Genomic DNA, 17,314 nt, shown 5'->3' with positions numbered 1-17,314 from the left:
CAGTAACGTTTCTGTATAAAGAAACTACAGGAAGAAACATGTACTGTCAAGTCCCATATTTTGATGCTCTGTTGTTTTACCCGGGTACCGGTCCGTGGCCGGGAATTATCCCGGTACCGGCCAGAGTGTGTTATAATGAGAATAGGAATCAAGTATATACAGGAGGACGGATATGAAGAAATTTTTTGTTGTGGCAGTTACCGTAATCGTTGTACTGAGCATTAGTTCGGCGGTCTTCGCCCAGGACAATGCGTTTGCGGAAGATGGCTGGAAGAAACGCTTTTCGTCACCTTCCTACGGTCTTTCCTTAATGATGCTCAACGTAAGTGACGATAACGGACTGGAAGAGACAATCCTGGTTCCGGGATTCGATTTCCGTATATTGAACGGTACCAACATCTCCAAACGGGGAGGCTTCTATACCGGCTACGAAGTGGGGGCCACAATCTACCACCTGGGGGAATCTGATTCCTTTTATATCAGCGACGCGAGCATGGATGCTCATGTAGCCGAACTTTTTGCAGGCTGCGTCTACATCATGCAGAAATACGGTTACCGTCTGGACCTGGGAGCTAAAGCAGGAGGCATAAGCATCGGTACCGAGATAGGCATAGGCATACAGGTGGGGGGTGGCGATTATGAAGTTGTCGATGATTCCGACGAAGATAACACAATCAGCGGAGGAACGGACAATCCACTTGGAATGCTGCTGGAGCTGACGCTGGAAGGAAGTCTTAGAATGGGCCAGAATAAACGGCTTTTCGCAGGCCTGGGAGTAATGGTCTCGAACCCCATGCTGGATGAGTTTGACGGCGGCTTCGGAAGCCTGGACGTTGAACAGAATCCGGTACGCCCGGTACTGCGCGGCGGCTTCAGTATGAACTATTAAAACAGGGGATTAAAACCTGGTACGCAGCCAGGTGCATAGCGCGGGAATGGTACTCTCCGTACCCGGGCTATGCTTCAATCAGCTGATTTTAGAAAACTTCCGCCATAACCTGCTGCCGGTCCTCCACCCGGTCCTCCGACGCCCCGTCTTCAGCATCATCACTTTTGCCGGTTTTATTGAACTGGGGCCGGTCCTCCACCCTGTCCGCCACGATCTTGATCTGATACTGGGGTTATCCTTCGGTATCGGCCCAGCGGTCCTGCTATAACCCTCCCAGGGTTCCTTCCGGATGGATAGTGTTAGATCTCTTTTTTCATTTTTTATTGGGAATAATGCCATTTTAAAGACATAAGATTGGATATGCTGTATGAAGCCATGTCATTACTTGAGCAGAGGGGACCGTAAATAAAGATTTGTATATTTTCTGATAATACAATGGTATAATAAAAAATGGGTATATCCCGGAAATTAACAAGAGTGGAGGACGAAAAATGAAAAAGCTTTCAATTTTCTGCATCTTTGCTTTACTGTTAATTATCATGCTGTCACCGGTAATGGTCTTTGCCGGAGGCAGTAAAGACACAGACTCAGCCGGTGATCTTATCAGGGTCGGTATCGTGAACCTGCCGCCGGAAGAATCGGGTTACCGGCAGGCCAATGTTGAAGACATGAACAATGTCTTCTCAAGGGCGAACGGCTATGACGCAAAACAAACCAATACCGGCGACAACAGCGAGCAGATTGCCGCAGCAAAAGGCTACATTCGCGATGGAGTGGATTACCTCCTGATCTCAGCTGCAAACGCATCCGGATGGGACGACACCTTAAAATCTGCAAAAGACGCAGGCATAAAGGTTATTCTCTTTGACCGTGCGATTGATACAGAAAAATCAAACTATCAGGCAGCCCTTCTTTCGGATATGGCGTATGAAGGCGATACAGCGGTAGCTTGGGTTTTAGGTCTGAAGCTTGATAAGATTAATTTGATCCTTATTCGCGGCCAGATGGGATCCGCGGCTGAAATTGGCCGCAGTGGCGCTGTTCTCAAAGCCGAAAAAGAAGGGAAACTCAATATCGTGGCGGACGGGACAGGAGGAGACAGCTGGAGTCTTGAGGAAGCCCGCAAAGTGGTAGAAGCCGCAATAGCCGCAGGAAAGGATTTCAACGTTATCTATGCGGAAAACGACGGAATGGCGCAAGGTGCCGTACAGGCCCTCGAGGCGGCCGGAATCTCCCACGGCAAGGGAGGCAAGGTCAAGATTATTGGTTTTGACTTTAACCGCTTTGCACTTCGGAACGTGCAGGCCGGCTACTGGGATGCCGACATGCAGTGCAATCCGCGTCAGGCTGCCGAGATTTCCAAGTGGATCAAAAGCGGCAATCTCCCCGACGGAATCGTGTATCAGGAGGAATTACTCTTAACTACCGACACGATAACTGACAAAGACATCGAAAAATGGGGGATCAATGCTGATCCCGGCAAAGGTGTGATAACAAGGTAGTAGTCATTTAACGCAATTACGTAAACGCGAAGTTTTATGTGCGGTACGGTGTTCGGCAATGACCATGACACCGCACCGCAGGAGCTTTGTTTGATGTCTGTTAGGAGATCGTTGATTGCAGTCCGAAGTCATACTCGAAATGAGAGCTATCAGCAAATCTTTTCCAGAGGTCAAAGCCCTTAATAACGTAGATTTCAGGCTCCGGAAGGGTGAGATTCATGCCCTCATGGGAGAAAACGGAGCGGGCAAATCCACACTGATAAAGGTCATAACCGGAGTTTACGAAAAGGACGCCGGCCATATATTTATAGATAAAAAGCAGGTTCACTTCAGGTCGCCGCAGGAAGCGCAAAAAAATGGAATCGGCACAGTCTATCAGGAAATCACTCTTTGCCCCAATCTGACTGTTGCAGAGAATATGTTTATCGGCCGCAGCCGGGATCCTTTCATTAATTGGAAGAAGATAAACGAAAAGTCTGCACAACTGCTCGATTCCCTCGGAATTTCAGCGAGTCCGACCCAGGAACTATCAAGCTGTTCCCTTGCGGTCCAGCAGATGATTGCGATTGCCCGAACGGTCGATATGGACTGTAAGATCCTTATCCTGGATGAGCCGACATCCTCACTGGACGAAGATGAGGTAAATAAACTCTTTGAACTCATGCGCGAATTGAAATCACGGGGCGTGGGAATTATCTTCATAACCCATTTTCTCGAGCAGGTATACGAAATTGCAGAACGGATTACAGTGCTTCGCAATGGAAAGTTAATCGGTGAATACGAAACATCATCACTTCCCCAAATCGAGCTTGTCTCAAAGATGATGGGTAAAAATCTTGATGATGTCACAAAGATAAAAAAACATGAGGCCCTTGCATCCGACACCAGCGTACCGGTTTTGGAAGGGAAGGCGCTTTCGAGCGCCGCAGGTGTACGGCCTTTCAACTTTACCATACAAAAAGGCGAAGTGAACGGGTTCGCCGGGCTGCTCGGCTCCGGACGCAGCGAAAGTGCCCGCGCAATTTTCGCCGCCGACAAGGTAACAGGCGGTGAAGTCAGAATGAACGGGAGGAGAGTGAAGATCAGGACGCCCCTGCACGCCATGAAACAGGGAATCGGCTATCTCCCGGAGGACCGCAAGGGCGACGGAGTTATCGCTGACCTGTCGGTACGCGACAACATTATTCTGGCCTTTCAGGTTATGAAAGGCTTTTTCAAGCCTTTTGCTCAGAAACAGGTTGAGGAATTTGCCGACGAATATATAAAGAAATTGGATATCAAAACCCCGAACATCAACACGCCCGTCAAATCCCTGTCGGGAGGCAACCAGCAGAAAGTCATTCTGGCCCGCTGGCTGCTCACGCACCCTGCGTATCTGATCCTCGATGAACCGACACGGGGAATCGATGTCGGAACCAAGGTGGAAATCCAAAAACTGGTGCTCCAGCTCGCCGAAAGCGGAATGAGCCTGACATTCATATCCTCGGAAATTGATGAAATGCTCCGAACCTGTTCCCGATTGATAATCATGAAGGACCGTGAAATCGTCGGGGAACTCAGTGGAATGAATTTGACGGAAAGCGATGTCATGCAAGTGATAGCCCGGGGGAGGGAAGAAAAAAGTTGAAAGATAAATATTCTCATCTCTTTCTCCCCGTCACGGTTCTGGTACTCCTCATTATCATCAATCTGATCAAGGGGGTCGATTACTTCAGCATCACTATAGTAAACGGAGCATTTTACGGAAACATTCCGAATATACTGTTCGGCGCTTCGGAGCTGGTGATTCTGTCAATAGGCATGACTCTGGTTACTGCGGCCTCACAAGGGCAGGACATAAGCATAGGTGTCAGCGCTACCATTACGTCCGCCATATTTGTCCTGTTTGTCCTGAATGCCGGCGAAGTCACATTGTTAACCATAGTGGCGGGTTTTCTGATAAGCTGTGCAGCCGGTTTAGTCCTTGGCGTATTCAACGGTACCCTGGTTTCGATATTCAAAGTTCAGCCAATGGTTGCAACCCTCATACTTTTAATGGGAGGCAGGTCCATCGCCTTCATGATTGATGGCAAATTATCTCCCATTCTGGCAAATGATATATCGAATCAAATCGGTACAGTAATACCGGGAGTTCCTATACAGACTCCCATAATCCTGACCGCCCTGTTTATATTGATTGTCGTCGTAGTACTTAAAACCACGAACCTCAGGCTCTATGTGGAGTCGGTAGGAATCAACCCGAGCGCTGCGCGTTTGAACGGTATCAATCCGAAGAAAATCATATTCCTGACCTTTCTGATTATGGGAGTATGTACCGCCGTCGCAGGTTTCATCGCAGTGAACAAGGCGGGACGTCACGACAGCGTCAATCTGCTCAAGTTCATCATGATGGATGCGATTCTCGCCGTAGCAATCGGCGGGAACTCACTGGGCGGCGGGAAATTCAGCATTACCGGTTCTATCATCGGCGCATACACCATAGAGATGCTGAACAGGACCCTGCTCAGGCTGGAGGTGGAACCCGAGGCCATTCTGGCTTTCAAAGCGGTTTTCATTATGATTCTCATGGTAGTAGCTTCTCCGGTGACCAGGTTTTATTCCGGCAAGGTTCTGGACAAGGTTAGAACAATGATAGGGGCGGATGAGACTGTCGAGACAGAGTTTATCGACGGAAACACATCCGGAAAGAAGGTGGATTAGGGTGAATTCTCCGAGTGCCGGGCCCAAAACAAAACTATCGAATTCAAACCTTCTGTTTATCATTGCTGCAGTAATATTTGTACTGATGTACCTGTTTGCGATTATAAGTTTTCCGCGCAGTTTCCTGCAGTTTCAGACCTTCTTTGATCTGTTCAACCTGAATGCTCCGCTCATCATCATGACACTTGGGCTGTGCGTAGTTATGATCGTAGGCGGCATTGACATTTCCATAGGCTCAGTTTGCGGCCTGGTAACCATGGCCTGTGCCGTATTTCTGGAATCTGACGCGGGAAGCATTCCGGGCGCCCTGCTTATTGCTCTGGCCATAGGTATCGCATTCGGTCTCCTTCAGGGATTTCTCATTGCCTACCTTGAGATACAGCCATTTATCATAACGCTTTCAGGATTGTTCCTGGCGAAAGGACTGCTGACGTCACTCCACAAAGATCCGATCAACGTGAGCATGCCTGCTTTCGTTGCCCTGCGGGATGCAAAAATAATGATTCCCTGGCTTGGCACGCAGAACAGGCTGGGCGTCTTCATCCCCTGTGAAATCAAACCGGGTGTCATTATAGTGATAGTCCTTGTTGCCCTCATCGCCGCCTTTATGAAGTGGTCGCGGGTCGGCCGCAATGTTTACGCTGTCGGCGGCAATGAACAGAGTGCCATGATGCTCGGTATCAATGTAAAGGGAACGAAATTCTTCGCATACATTATATGCGGACTGACAGCCGGGATTGCGGGATTCGTGTACATAATGACGACAGGGGCTGGAAATGTGGGAAACGCGGCAGGGTTTGAAATAAAAGCAATAGCATCGGCTATAATAGGCGGCACCTTACTCAACGGCGGCGTAGGAAACCCGCTGGGTGCACCGATCGGCACACTGACCCTTCTGATAATCAATGAACTGATCCGTGCTGCGGGTATCCAGTCAAATTTCCAGGCGATAATCAGCGGGCTCCTGCTGTATCTTTTCATTGTACTGCAAAGCGTCATTATGTCATTGCGTGGGAGCAAATTCAAACTTGCCCTTCCGCTCCGGCTTCTGCCGTCGCGGCGGCAATCGGGGGAAAAAAAGTAGCCTGGGTACCGGCAATTCAATGTATCAAAATAGATTTATGCTGAAATCCAGAATCTTCAAAGAGGTTCCTTTTTTTAGGAGATTCAGAGACTCTCATACTGTTCTGTAGACGCTTCCGACAGGCCCGAAAATCAATAACCCTGCAGCTTAACACCCGAAAAAGCTGCAGCCGCTATGGGCCTGCTATTATCACTCCACATTCCCGACCTGTTATGCCCATAAGAAGGGACTGGAGCCCGGAGGACTCCAGTCTATACAAGCGTAACGATTCATATCACCAGCTCGGCAGCTTCCTCCTCCACCCGGTCCTCCGACGCCCCGTCTTCAGCATCATCACTTTTACCGGTTTTATTGAACTGAGGCCGGAATTCCACCTTGTCTGCAACGATCTTTATCCGGTACTGGGTCTTTCCCTCCGCATCTTCCCAGCGGTCCTGTTTGAGCCTCCCGAAAATACGCACCCCACGCCCCTTCTTCAGGACCTTTGCACAAGTCTCGGCAGTATCGGCCCAGGTCTCCACATCGAAGAAGGAGACCTCCTGTTTGTTCTCTTCATCCTGGCGAAAATAACGGTTGGAAGCCACTGAAAAGGTACAGACCGGGGTACCTTTTGGTGTCTCCTTTCGCTGGGGGTCCCGCACCAGGTTTCCGTCCAGATGGATAGTGTTCAGTTGGTTCATCTTTTCCTCCAAATTTTGTAAATCACGTTTCGGCGCCGTGTATACAGTGTAAAACCCGGAAAAAGAGGATGTGATTCTACCCGGGAAGATTTTTTACATTTTTTTCATGAACAAGGTTGGGTAGAATAAAAAAGATGTAGAAGGTTTCTTGCCGCCGAGCCTCCGAGAACACAGAGACAGATGAATATCCAGAAACCCCACGAGAATACTCCATTACACGTAAACTCTGCAGACTTCGTGAACTTTGGGGGGGGAATTTCTCACTGATCTCTCAGAGTGAATGGAGTCCTGAGAAAAACGCCGGGTATATACATGAAGATTATGCAAGGAAGAAGAGAGAATGATTTACTGTTTTACCTGAGGAGCACTCTCTTTATTTGGGGAAGCTAACTTTGTTATTGACAAATAAGCATAAATAGTTAATATACATTAACTATTCTGATTTTCCAAGAGGTTTTTATGTACCGTATAAAGAAATATGTTCTCACGCTGTCTGTTTTTCTGCTGTTCATTTCCACCATCTCCGCCGGTGGCCGGAGAGACGGAAATGAACTGACAGAGATCAACATCTCCTATGTAAAGTCCCCCTTCAACCTGCAGGTCATGGTAATGAAGGAACATGGCCTTCTCGAGAAGGAGTTCGCCCGGGACGGGATCGCCGTTAACTGGCATGAAATCACCTCCGGAGCCAAACAGGCCGAAGCCATGGCCGCCGGTTCTCTGGATATCGCCTCCGTTATGAACACCGCGTCGGTCATCATCGCCAATGCCGCCGGTAACAATGTGGATATCATCGATGTGGTCAGCAGACCGGTGGATACATTCACCATCATGACCGCCGCAGAAGGTCCCGCCGATTTGAGTGAATTAAGCGGAAAAACCGTAGCCGGTCCTAAAGGCACGGTTCTTCATCAGCTTCTGGAATCGGTCATCCGTAAAGAGGGCCTGGAAAATGTGAGTCTCGTGTCCATGGGACTGCCCCAGGCCCAGGCCGCCCTGCTGGCAGGCCAGGTGGATGCAGCCCTGCTGGCGGCTGCCCTGGTTCTAAAAACCCAGGATGCGGGAGGGCGGATACTCACCACCAGCGCCGGTTATGTGCAGCCCCTTTTGGTCAGCGTTTCTCCCCGCTCTTTTACCGAGGAGTATCCGGAAATCATCAGGCGCTACAGGAAGGTCCAGAAAGAGAGCTACCGCTATATTATGGAGAATCCCGAAAAAGCCCTGACCATCGGTGCCTCCCAGCAGGACATCTCCATTGAAGCCGCCCGGGAGCTTTATGAACGGAGCGGCATTGCCGAAAGCTTTACCGCCTCCGATGAACAGGGACTTATGAAAGACATCGCCTTCCTCAGAGACCTGGGAATGATCGAAGGAGAGGTCAGTACCGAAGACCTGAAGAGCAGGTTACTGGATGTTCAATAGATACCTGAACCGACCTCTGGTCCTTACGGATCAGAGGGACCCTGTCAGTATCAGCTGGGATCAGCTCTACGCTTACTGCGGGCCCACCCAGGTCATCGCCACCGCAGTGGCGTTCCGGCTCTTCGAACAGGCGATCCGGGAGATGAGTCCCCGGACCGCCCCGCGGCGGAATGAAATGGCCCTTCTTACGGCCTTTCCCGGAAGGGGAATACTGGAGTGCATCGAAATGGTCACCCGCATCCCTACTCTGGCTCCCCACAGACTGACGGTGGATCCCCAGGCAGGTCCTGCGGAAGCCCCGGGCGCATACATAGGACGCTTTTACTTCGAAGTCCAGATCGGTGAGGATCGCCGAAGCTATCTGCCGGCTCCGGGTTATTTCGACGATGAATTTCGCAGCCAGGTGTCCCGTTTCCAGAACCGCCGGCTGACGGATGAAGAATACGCCTCCTATATGGCTTTCAAATGGCGAAAAGCCCAATCAATCATCAACCACGAGGGGGATTTCTTCTCCGGCGAAGCAATTCCTCCCTGTTCCCTGGAACCAGAAGGAAAAGCCGGATGGTACGGTCTGCAGGCCTATGCGGATATCCACAGCTAAGCCTGGCGCGGGGGCCGGTAAGCTTGTACTGCCGCTTCTGGTACTCATCCTCTGGACAACAGCGTCCCGGAACGAATGGGTCCATCCCTACCTGCTCCCCTCCCCCCGCCGGGTGGGAGAAGCAGCATGGACCCTGCTGTCCCGGGGGGAGCTGATACGACACCTTGGTGTCAGTCTGAGGAGGGTTTTGACGGGATTCGTCATTACCCTGGGTATCGCTCTGCCCTTGAGCATTCTGATCCATTTTCTGGGCTGGATCAGGAACCTGACAAAAGGAAGCCTGGAATTCCTTCGTTCCATACCACCTCTCTCGGCGATTCCTCTGCTTATCCTGTGGTTCGGCATCGGCGAAGCCTCCAAAACCGCCGTCATCGTTATGGCCTCTTTTTTTCCGGTATTCCTCAATGTACTGAGCGGCCTGAATACCGTGGATGAAAGCTGGCGGGAACTGGCCGACTCGCTGCAACTGACCAGGGGGGACTACCTTGCAGCGGTGCTGATTCCTTCGGCTCTTCCCTCAATTCTGACGGGTATTCAGCTGGGGATAAGCTACAGCTGGCGGGCACTGATGGGAGCGGAAATGATCGCCGCCGCCTCGGGTATCGGCTACCTGATTCTGGATTCCCAGGAAATGGGACGGATAGACCGGGTATTCGTGGGAATTCTGACCCTGGGAATCTGCGGTATCCTGCTGGACCGTGTCCTGATGAAGCTGTTCAACAGCTGGATACCATGGCAGAATCTCGAAGAGGGGCGGACATGGTAGCCCCCCGCATCGATATAGAAAACCTGAGCAAGACATTCCTGCACAGCAAAGGACCTGTCAAAGCCGTGGACGGCATCAGCCTTATAATCCCTTCAGGACAGATTACCGCTCTGGTGGGAGACAGCGGCTGCGGTAAAACAACCCTTTTGAAACTGCTGGCAGGTCTGCTGAAACCCGATAGCGGACGAATCCGGCGGGACAATCCGGAGAGCCCTCCGGCGCTTGTGTTTCAGGACTCCCGCCTTCTTCCCTGGAAAACCGTTGAGGAGAATCTCCTGCTGGCCCTTAAACGGACCCAGGATATCTTTCTGGACAATCAGGACAGGGAGGCCCGGATCGATGAGGCCCTGAGACTGGTTCGGCTGGAGGCATGGAAACGAAGTTACCCCCGGCAGCTGTCGGGAGGAATGGCCCAGAGAATCAGCCTGGCAAGGGCTCTCTGTCAGAGGAAAGGTTTCCTGCTGATGGACGAGCCTTTTTCCGCCCTGGACGCCATAACCCGGGAAAAACTTCAGAGGGAACTGAAAAACATCCAGCGAAAGCTGGGGAACACGATCCTCTTTATAACCCATGATATCGCAGAAGCGGTATTTCTGGCTGACACGGTCTGTGTGATGAAGCAGGGCAAACTTACAGGAGAAGTACGAACCTCCATAAGCGGCGATCCTTCAGGGACCATCCACCGGCTGCTGGGGCTGGAAAACGGACAGGATTCAGGCCATTGAAAGGTGGAGGTTTTTGCTACTGAGCCTCAGAAATCACATAGATACAGGGAGAAAATTGGGAAACAAAGATGCGGAGGATGAAAAAGATCTGCATACCGCCGCTTCAAGCTTCATTCTCTGCGAGCTTCGTGGGCTCGTTAGGATATGGACCTTCCAACAAGCATTATATTTAGTTTGGATTCCAACTAAATAATAACCGTAAAAGCCTGGGAACAAAAATATACCTTTTAGATAAAAATGATAATTGACAGCAGGAAATTTATAAGCTTTAATTTTAAAAACATCTTAGGAGAATGTGATGAAAAAAATTGTTGTTGTTCTGGTTATGCTGTCTCTGCTTGTCTTGCCTGCGCTTGCCCAGACATCTTTCGGATTAAAGGGTGCCTTGAGTGATTATTCCTGGACCGGAGACGGCTGGGGAGATGTGCAGGACTATTATGAGTTTATGTATGGTGTCGAAGTCGATAATGAATTTTCTTTTGGCTTCAGCATCGGTGGATTCATTGAACACAAGGTCTCAAGCACACTTGCCATTCAGCCTGAACTGCTATTTACCCTCGCTTCGATGCAATATGGAGACGGTGATGACTGGATTCGCGAAACCTGGAAAATGCTGGAAATCCCTGTCTATCTGAAAGGCCTCTTTCCTCTTGATCAAGGATCATTCTATATAATGGGCGGTCCCGATCTTTTTTATCTGTTAGGAGACATCGAAATTGACACCAGTAATGACACCAGCAGCAGCGACGATGATTACGATAATAATCTTCTCTTTGGATTTGCAGTTAGCGCCGGATATGAGTTTCAAAACGGTGCTTTCCTGGGATTAAAATTCTCTCGCGTATTGACTGAATATTATGACGACACCGACCTCTTCATTCACGGCATAGGCATTGAAGGCGGAATGAAACTTTAGACTGCCACGATTCACTATTAATCCCGGTATTTTCTGCCGGGATTTTTTTTATCTTTCTTATCCTCCCATCGGTGTTTTTTTTTCTTGTTCTCATACATCCACAACCGCGGGAAAAGATACCTCCACGGTGGTGCCGTCGCTGCCATCTATGCGGAAATCCCAACCTTCACTTCCGGCTATCCCCTGGATCAGGGAAAGCCCATAGGAAGATTCGCTGCTTGCTCCCGGCGTTTCAAAACCGCAACCGTTGTCTGTAATGGTAAGATAATGACGTCCGTTTTCCACCCGGTCGGAAACGATTATCCTGGGAGATTCCGTCTGCCCGAAGGCATATTTATAGGCGTTGGTAAGGGCTTCGTTGAGAATTATCCCGCAGTAGAGAAGGTTTTTTCGTTCCACCCCGGTATCGGAAATATTCAAACTCAGCGCAACCCTGCCATCATCAAAGGCTGCATGTATGGAATCAGCAAGCCTTCTGATGTAATCACGAAAGGAGATACCGAAAACACCATCCCGGTACATATATTCATGAAGCAGCAGAAACGAGCTGATCCTGAGATCGATCTCCCTTAAAAGCTTCGCAGAATCGCCGGATAGGGAGCTGTTCATTTGTAGATTGATCAGGCTTTTAAGAATCTGCAAATCGTTCTTGATCCGATGATGGGACTCCCGAAGGAGATAGTTCTTTTCCTGTACCTCCTGTTCACGCTGCCTTTTAATGATTTCAAAAGCGGGTCCGAACAAAAGCAGACCAGAAAGCATCAACACGGTGATAATCAGGGCAATCAGTTCCGGCTCCAGGGCTTCCGGAGGGAAAACACCGCTTTTGAGCATCTGGATCAAGCTGACTATCCGCCGGACAGACATCAGGGCAATTGCAGATGCAATCAGCAGCCAGGGTTTGAAAAAACCGGATGTTTTTATCAGGACCAATGCGTATACAGTAGATGCCAGTTGAAGAGCTATGGAAATGCACAGAATGCAGGGCAGTAATTGATTCCCCACCGAAACCGCCTATTTCATTTTGTGGTAATATATCGTTTTCATTATATCCCGGCAGAGGCCACAGGTCAAATAATTCCATTACTTTTATTATATGAGGTCAGAAATCCGGAACTGCCTAATTATAACGATAAAAATCGGTGAGTATGTTGGTACGTATCGACTCGTGAGGTTCCAGTCGCCGGATTCGTATTCATGGACGGAAATATTACGAAAACCGACGTCACTGCGCGGCTTATTCGCCAGCCGCCTTCTATTATTCTTCCAGGTACAGACACGCAGGCCGGGACAGGGTTCAGCCGGTCTGCAGTTCCATGTCGCTCTTCAGCTTCTTCTCCGTTGAAAGGGGAAAGCGCAGGTACGGAACCAGTATTTCATTGGGATCCGCACCGGTACCGTCGTAGGTAAGGCTGACCACGGGGACTCCGGTTACCTCTTCAATCCTGCGGGTCATGGACTCGGTAACAAGCCCTGCGCAGCAGAAACCGGGGCTGGTCTGTACAAAAAGGGAGACTTCCGGATAGTGACGCTTGATATACCAGACTTTCAGGATATTATCCATGGATTCACCGGTGTGCTCTATTTTCATGCCGAAACGTTCAAGGATCTCTTCAGCAGGCTCGTCATAGCGCTCATGGGACAGGGGCAACACCCGGTCAAAGAGCTTCTGATAGCTGCGTTCCAGAAGCTCAACGGCAGCCAGCAGTGTCTTGTAGGCCAGGAGGGTCGGAAAACGATATTCCGCGAACCAGCGCTTGAAATAGGCATCGGAAATCATCTTGGCATACTGGCTGTACGGTGTGGTGATTACCTCCCCCCCGTGATTCTCAATGAAGCGTATAAGGTTGTTGTTGAATACATCATTGTCCCTGACGTATATATCCCCGAAGATCGCGACCTTGGGGCGCTCGGCGTCAGTCACCGGAATTGCTTCCACCTTTTCAATTATTTCCCTGACGGCATCCTCTTTTCTTTTCCGCCCCAGAAAAGCTTCCTCGAGATTTTCGATGCCCCGGGCAATTACCCTGTCGGTTTCCCCCGGATTCATCTCGTAGGGCCTGAGGCGGCATCCGATTCTCCGAAGGAGTCCCCCGAACAGAAAAGCGAAGTAAGTGTTCACCGCGGCGGTAATGGATACCTCTCCGAAGGTAATGTCTCCGGTAAAGACCCCCAGTTTTTCCATACCGCCGCCGTAATTCCTGAAGATATACCGGATGTGGTGGGGATAGAGGGCGATATTGCAGGCAAGATCGGACTTCATCATCCAGAGAACGGTGTTCGCCGGATCGAGTCCGTTCCTGCGCACATAATCCATGGCCTCCTCCGCGACGGCATTCATGGGAATGCACTGACCGTCGTTGTGGCGCAGACCCCTTCGGATGGAATCGGCCGACTCACTCAGGACCCGTGCGTCAACACCTTCCCGTTTCAGGTTCGCCGCGATCAGAGGAATCGTCAGAGGGTCCCAGTTCGGCAGCAGCACTGTTTTATTCCGGAGGTCCGCAGTCAGGTCGGGAAGCAGGCCTGAGTAGTCCACCTTCGTCCCGCCGCCCTTCTCCATGTTACGATGATTGCCAAAGGAACGCAGGGCCGCCTCGATCCTGGTCTCATACCCGACGCTGGAACCGTGCTCGTCCAGCTCCAGAATAAGATAGGGTTTATCCCGGGCATCCATGATCTGCCGGAAATAGCTCCGCAGGTACGAATCGGGGGAACATTTGAAGGAGCTGACAAAAACAGGGTAGAGTCCGGGAGTTCGGGCAACAGTCTCGGCGGCTTCGAGAATCCCGGAGGCATAATGCCAGTGGACCTGTTCCAGGAGTGTCCTCAGGTTTCCGGAGGCTTCCGGGTCCGAAGGAAGCATATCCTGATAAAAAGCTGTCACCCCGAGTTTGGCGAAGATCTCCGGTATTCCCTTGTTCATGAACGGCGAGAGAACCGTATAGGGCCGGCCAAGAAGAACAACCTGAACATCCGAATCCCCTGCCCTGTTCCGCTCTTTTTCGAACTGCTCTTCAAGGGCCTCTCTGCGCCGGTTTTTAGCGGCTGCTGCTTTCTCTATTGCCCGAGTAATGGACAGAAAGGAGTACTTTCCCGGAAGCCCCTTAAGAGCGTTATACAGCTCCCCCTGAGCCTTGAAGGGAAAGGAGTTGGCCTGCACAACGGGACTGATCAGTTTTCCTTCCGGGAAATGGTTCGCCAGGATGGCCGGCGCGAATTGACTGTAGTAACAGAATTTTCGCTGGTCCTTTTTCTCCTTCGTCGTTTCCATGTAGACGGGTAGAAAAACATAATCCGCCGAGTCCGCAAGCCGATGTACCTGGCCGTGAAGCTCCGTCAGGGGAGCGCAGAATTCCGCTCCGGTATGGCGGCGGCCTTCGGCTACTCCGTCCTGAATACCCTCCCCGGAAACGACGGGAATCCCGAGTTCCGCGAAAAAGGTCTTCCAGAAGAGCAGGTCCTCCCTCAGGTATAATGCTGAAGGCAGTCCCACTGAAAAGGATGCTTCGGGTACAGAGGATTCGGGATCAGGGCCTTCAGCTTTTTTCTCCGCCCCCAGCAGATTGAAGGTACTGCCGCTCCCACGAACATAATGACCTGTACCGTAGTCCCTGCCGCAGAGAAAGCCGTAGGCCACGCTTGTTCCCGCAACTTCAGCGACGGTGAGCTTGCAGTGGTTCGTACAAAGATCGCAGACCTCGCTTCGCACGGGAATCTCCTCTCTCCAGAGAGCCAGGCCTCTGAAGGAATCGGAGACGACCCGCCGGTCAGACAGCTCCAGCGCTGCCCCCAGGGCCCCTGTCAAATGACACCAGGGAGAGACGAGGATGGCCTTGCCAAGCTTCTGTTCAAAGGCCGCCACCAGGGTTTTTATTTTGGCGGTGGCACCCTGGAAAAAGATTTTTTCTCCCATGCGGCTCTCGACGGCCACCTTCTGCAGGTAGTTCTCCCGTACCGCATGCAGGGCCGCCGCAAGAACCTCCTCCCGTTTCCAGCCGTCGCAGAGCAGATGATTCAGGTCCCGCTGCATGAAGACGGTACAGCGGTCGGACGAAAGGGGCGCTGCGACACCCTCGGTACATGCCGCGTATTCCTCCACCCTGGTCCCAAGTTTCCGGGCCTGTTCCTCGAGAAAACTCCCGGTTCCCGCTGCGCAGACATTGTTCATGATGGAACTGGTAACCTGACCGTTTTTCAGGGTGGTAAACTTGGCGTCCTGTCCGCCGATTTCGATGATCGTATCCACCTCCGGATCGATCTCCACGGCGGCACGGGCGTGGGCGCTTATCTCGTCCAGCACTGTATCCGCCCCCAGGACAGCTCCCGCCAGCTTGCGTCCCGAGCCGGTGGTTCCGCAGCCGATCACCTGAAAGCCGCAGCCAGTTCTCCGGGAGACATCCTCCACCGCGGCGAGGATACCCTGCAGGGCACGGACCGGACGGCCTGAGGTCCGGGTGTAGAAGCCGGCAAGAACCCTGCGGGACGGATCCATCAAAACAGCCTTGGTACTCGTGGACCCCACATCGATTCCGATGTAGACATCCGTGTTTTCCCGTAAAACCTGATAGATATCCACCTCCACATCCCCGGTTCCTGCCTTTGCAGGCGGCACAAAGCGGTAGGATTCAAGGCCACGGAAATCCGGATAATTGCTGAGATTCAGGCTCAGGGGCGGATATACGGAGGCGGCATTTTTTTCGCCCTTTGCGCAGCCGATCATTCTATCCCCGGGAACATTCAGGGAGAGCACGGGCTCCAATACTGTATCCAGCAGTTCCAGGGCAGCGCCTTCGGCGGCATAGTAGAGGGCATTTTCCGCTTCCGCGGTAACCGGGACTTTGAGAATTTCCTGCAGATGACGGCGCACGGCTCCGTTCAGAGCAACCCCGCCGCACATCAGGATCGGGTAATCCGGGAACTCGGTAAAAAGAGAATCCACAATGTTGCGGGCAAGGCCCCTGCAGAGTCCGTCACAGATGGAGGCAAGACTCCAGCCCTCCTGCTGGGCGTGGATCAGATCGGTTTTGGCAAAAACAGCGCAGCGGGTCGCAATGGGGGGGATCTCTCCTGTGTTGGTGTCGGCAATGGCCGCGAGTTCAGCGCTGCCGGAAAGTCCCAGGCGTTCTGCCTGTTGATCGAGAAAGCTTCCCGTACCGGCGGCACACCCTGAGTTCTTCCGAGCCCTGCGGTATTCACCGGAGGCGTCAAAGCTGAGAAGTCCGAAGCGCTCCCCCCCGACATGGAGGATTCCCCGTACCTCGGGATACTTTTCCCGGACACCCCGGATCAGGGCTACCTGGGAGTTGATTTTCCCGGCACAGACAAATCCGGAGGGGACTGAACCGGTGGCGGCAATGGAGATTCCGGGGTCCTTCCCGCATCCATCAAGCAGCCGACTGATCGTTTCTTCCACATGTCCGCCGTGAAGGGCAGTATCCCGACCCAGCAGCTCGCCCTGACTGTTCAAGCTCACCAGGGAAACGGAAACAGAACCTATATCCAGACCGACCAGGCGAGGACTCTTTTTCACAGCTTGTCCTCCACCATGGTCCAGAACTCTCTGACTCCGGAGAGCCAGCCTGCCGCAAACGTGCCGGTAAAGTCTGCCCTGTCTTCTTTGTCAATTCCGGCAGTTTCTTCTTCCAGGGATTTCCGGAAGGCGTCCGAAAAGGGAGAGGTGTCTCCAAGGAGGGTATGAGCGTCGCAGGAGAGGGTCTTTTTCAGATCCAGCCAGTGAGCGCTCCGGGCCCACAGGAGTCCCCGGTCATGGCCCAGCTTTTCCCAGCTCCCCTCCGCCTCCCGTTTTTCCTGCCTCAGACGGGCTATAATCTGGGGAAGATCATCATGAAACCGTTCCATAAGGGACTCCTTACGGCGGATCATTTCCGCCAGGGCATCCTGGAAAACACGGCTCAGGTTAAAACTGTCCCGCCATTCTTCGAGTTTACGGTAGAGGGCGTCGGGAATGCTCAGGGTTACACGTTTTGACACATCTGACCTCCCGGGACAAGATTGCCCCTTGAGTA

General features: G+C 51.7%; 15 protein-coding genes. 10 read left to right on the top strand and 5 right to left on the bottom strand.

The window, feature by feature from the left end; genetic code table 11:
* Positions 1-172: 172 nt before the first annotated feature.
* Complete coding sequence (locus tag B4O97_RS10975) at positions 173-889, top strand: hypothetical protein (RefSeq protein WP_083050809.1); 717 nt, start codon at positions 173-175, stop codon at positions 887-889.
* Positions 890-977: 88 nt separating this feature from the next.
* Here B4O97_RS10975 and B4O97_RS19755 read toward each other — a convergent pair whose 3' ends face one another.
* On the bottom strand, positions 978-1,100 hold the full coding sequence (locus tag B4O97_RS19755; protein WP_269844559.1) for a hypothetical protein: 123 nt from the start codon (positions 1,098-1,100) through the stop codon (positions 978-980).
* A gap of 280 nt (positions 1,101-1,380) precedes the next feature.
* On the opposite strand from B4O97_RS19755, the gene B4O97_RS10970 reads away from it, so the two are divergent.
* From B4O97_RS10970 to B4O97_RS10955, 4 genes are all read left to right on the top strand, one after another.
* On the top strand, positions 1,381-2,391 hold the full coding sequence (locus B4O97_RS10970) for a substrate-binding domain-containing protein (RefSeq protein WP_083050807.1): 1,011 nt from the start codon (positions 1,381-1,383) through the stop codon (positions 2,389-2,391).
* Positions 2,392-2,506: 115 nt separating this feature from the next.
* Positions 2,507-4,018 carry a sugar ABC transporter ATP-binding protein gene (locus B4O97_RS10965; protein WP_083050805.1) on the top strand — a complete coding sequence of 504 codons (1,512 nt, stop codon included), beginning with the start codon at positions 2,507-2,509 and terminating at the stop codon, positions 4,016-4,018.
* Complete coding sequence (locus tag B4O97_RS10960; RefSeq protein WP_083050804.1) at positions 4,015-5,091, top strand: ABC transporter permease; 1,077 nt, start codon at positions 4,015-4,017, stop codon at positions 5,089-5,091. Before B4O97_RS10965 ends, B4O97_RS10960 begins: the two co-directional genes overlap by 4 nt.
* Complete coding sequence (locus B4O97_RS10955; protein WP_083050802.1) at positions 5,033-6,175, top strand: ABC transporter permease; 1,143 nt, start codon at positions 5,033-5,035, stop codon at positions 6,173-6,175. The genes B4O97_RS10960 and B4O97_RS10955 overlap by 59 nt, the downstream gene beginning before the upstream one ends.
* 269 nt (positions 6,176-6,444) lie before the next feature.
* Here the strand turns inward: B4O97_RS10955 and B4O97_RS10950 are convergent, their stop codons facing one another.
* The gene (locus B4O97_RS10950; protein WP_083050800.1) at positions 6,445-6,855 is read right to left on the bottom strand and encodes a single-stranded DNA-binding protein; all 411 of its coding nucleotides are present in this window, start codon (positions 6,853-6,855) and stop codon (positions 6,445-6,447) included.
* A gap of 459 nt (positions 6,856-7,314) precedes the next feature.
* Here B4O97_RS10950 and B4O97_RS10945 point away from each other — a divergent pair, with 459 nt between their 5' ends.
* The 5 genes from B4O97_RS10945 (at position 7,315) to B4O97_RS10925 (ending at position 11,285) form a co-directional block, all read left to right on the top strand.
* Positions 7,315-8,277, top strand: coding sequence for an ABC transporter substrate-binding protein (locus B4O97_RS10945; RefSeq protein WP_083050799.1), 963 nt, complete (start codon positions 7,315-7,317; stop codon positions 8,275-8,277).
* Positions 8,267-8,878 (top strand): hypothetical protein, encoded by a 612-nt coding sequence (locus B4O97_RS10940; RefSeq protein WP_083050797.1) that lies wholly within the window; start codon positions 8,267-8,269, stop codon positions 8,876-8,878. Before B4O97_RS10945 ends, B4O97_RS10940 begins: the two co-directional genes overlap by 11 nt.
* Complete coding sequence (locus B4O97_RS10935; RefSeq protein ID WP_083050796.1) at positions 8,859-9,644, top strand: ABC transporter permease; 786 nt, start codon at positions 8,859-8,861, stop codon at positions 9,642-9,644. The genes B4O97_RS10940 and B4O97_RS10935 overlap by 20 nt, the downstream gene beginning before the upstream one ends.
* Complete coding sequence (locus tag B4O97_RS10930; RefSeq protein ID WP_083050794.1) at positions 9,611-10,369, top strand: ABC transporter ATP-binding protein; 759 nt, start codon at positions 9,611-9,613, stop codon at positions 10,367-10,369. The genes B4O97_RS10935 and B4O97_RS10930 overlap by 34 nt, the downstream gene beginning before the upstream one ends.
* A 298-nt stretch (positions 10,370-10,667) precedes the next feature.
* Entirely contained in the window at positions 10,668-11,285 is a 618-nt protein-coding gene (locus B4O97_RS10925; RefSeq protein ID WP_083050792.1) for an outer membrane beta-barrel protein, read from the top strand.
* 90 nt (positions 11,286-11,375) lie between these two features.
* Here the strand turns inward: B4O97_RS10925 and B4O97_RS10920 are convergent, their stop codons facing one another.
* The 3 genes from B4O97_RS10920 to B4O97_RS10910 all read right to left on the bottom strand — a co-directional run bounded on the left by B4O97_RS10920 (position 11,376) and on the right by B4O97_RS10910 (position 17,279).
* Entirely contained in the window at positions 11,376-12,290 is a 915-nt protein-coding gene (locus B4O97_RS10920; protein WP_143305650.1) for a sensor histidine kinase, read from the bottom strand.
* 292 nt (positions 12,291-12,582) lie between these two features.
* Complete coding sequence (locus B4O97_RS10915) at positions 12,583-16,818, bottom strand: acyl-CoA dehydratase activase (protein WP_083050789.1); 4,236 nt, start codon at positions 16,816-16,818, stop codon at positions 12,583-12,585.
* Positions 16,815-17,279: a hypothetical protein gene (locus B4O97_RS10910; RefSeq protein WP_083050788.1), complete on the bottom strand. Its 465-nt coding sequence runs from the start codon at positions 17,277-17,279 to the stop codon at positions 16,815-16,817. Before B4O97_RS10910 ends, B4O97_RS10915 begins: the two co-directional genes overlap by 4 nt.
* Between the last annotated feature and the right edge of the window lie 35 nt (positions 17,280-17,314).

This window comes from Marispirochaeta aestuarii, from assembly GCF_002087085.1.
Lineage (GTDB): Bacteria > Spirochaetota > Spirochaetia > JC444 > Marispirochaetaceae > Marispirochaeta > Marispirochaeta aestuarii.
Note: the sequence above shows the minus strand (reverse complement) of the source record. Positions and strands in the feature narration are given on the sequence as shown.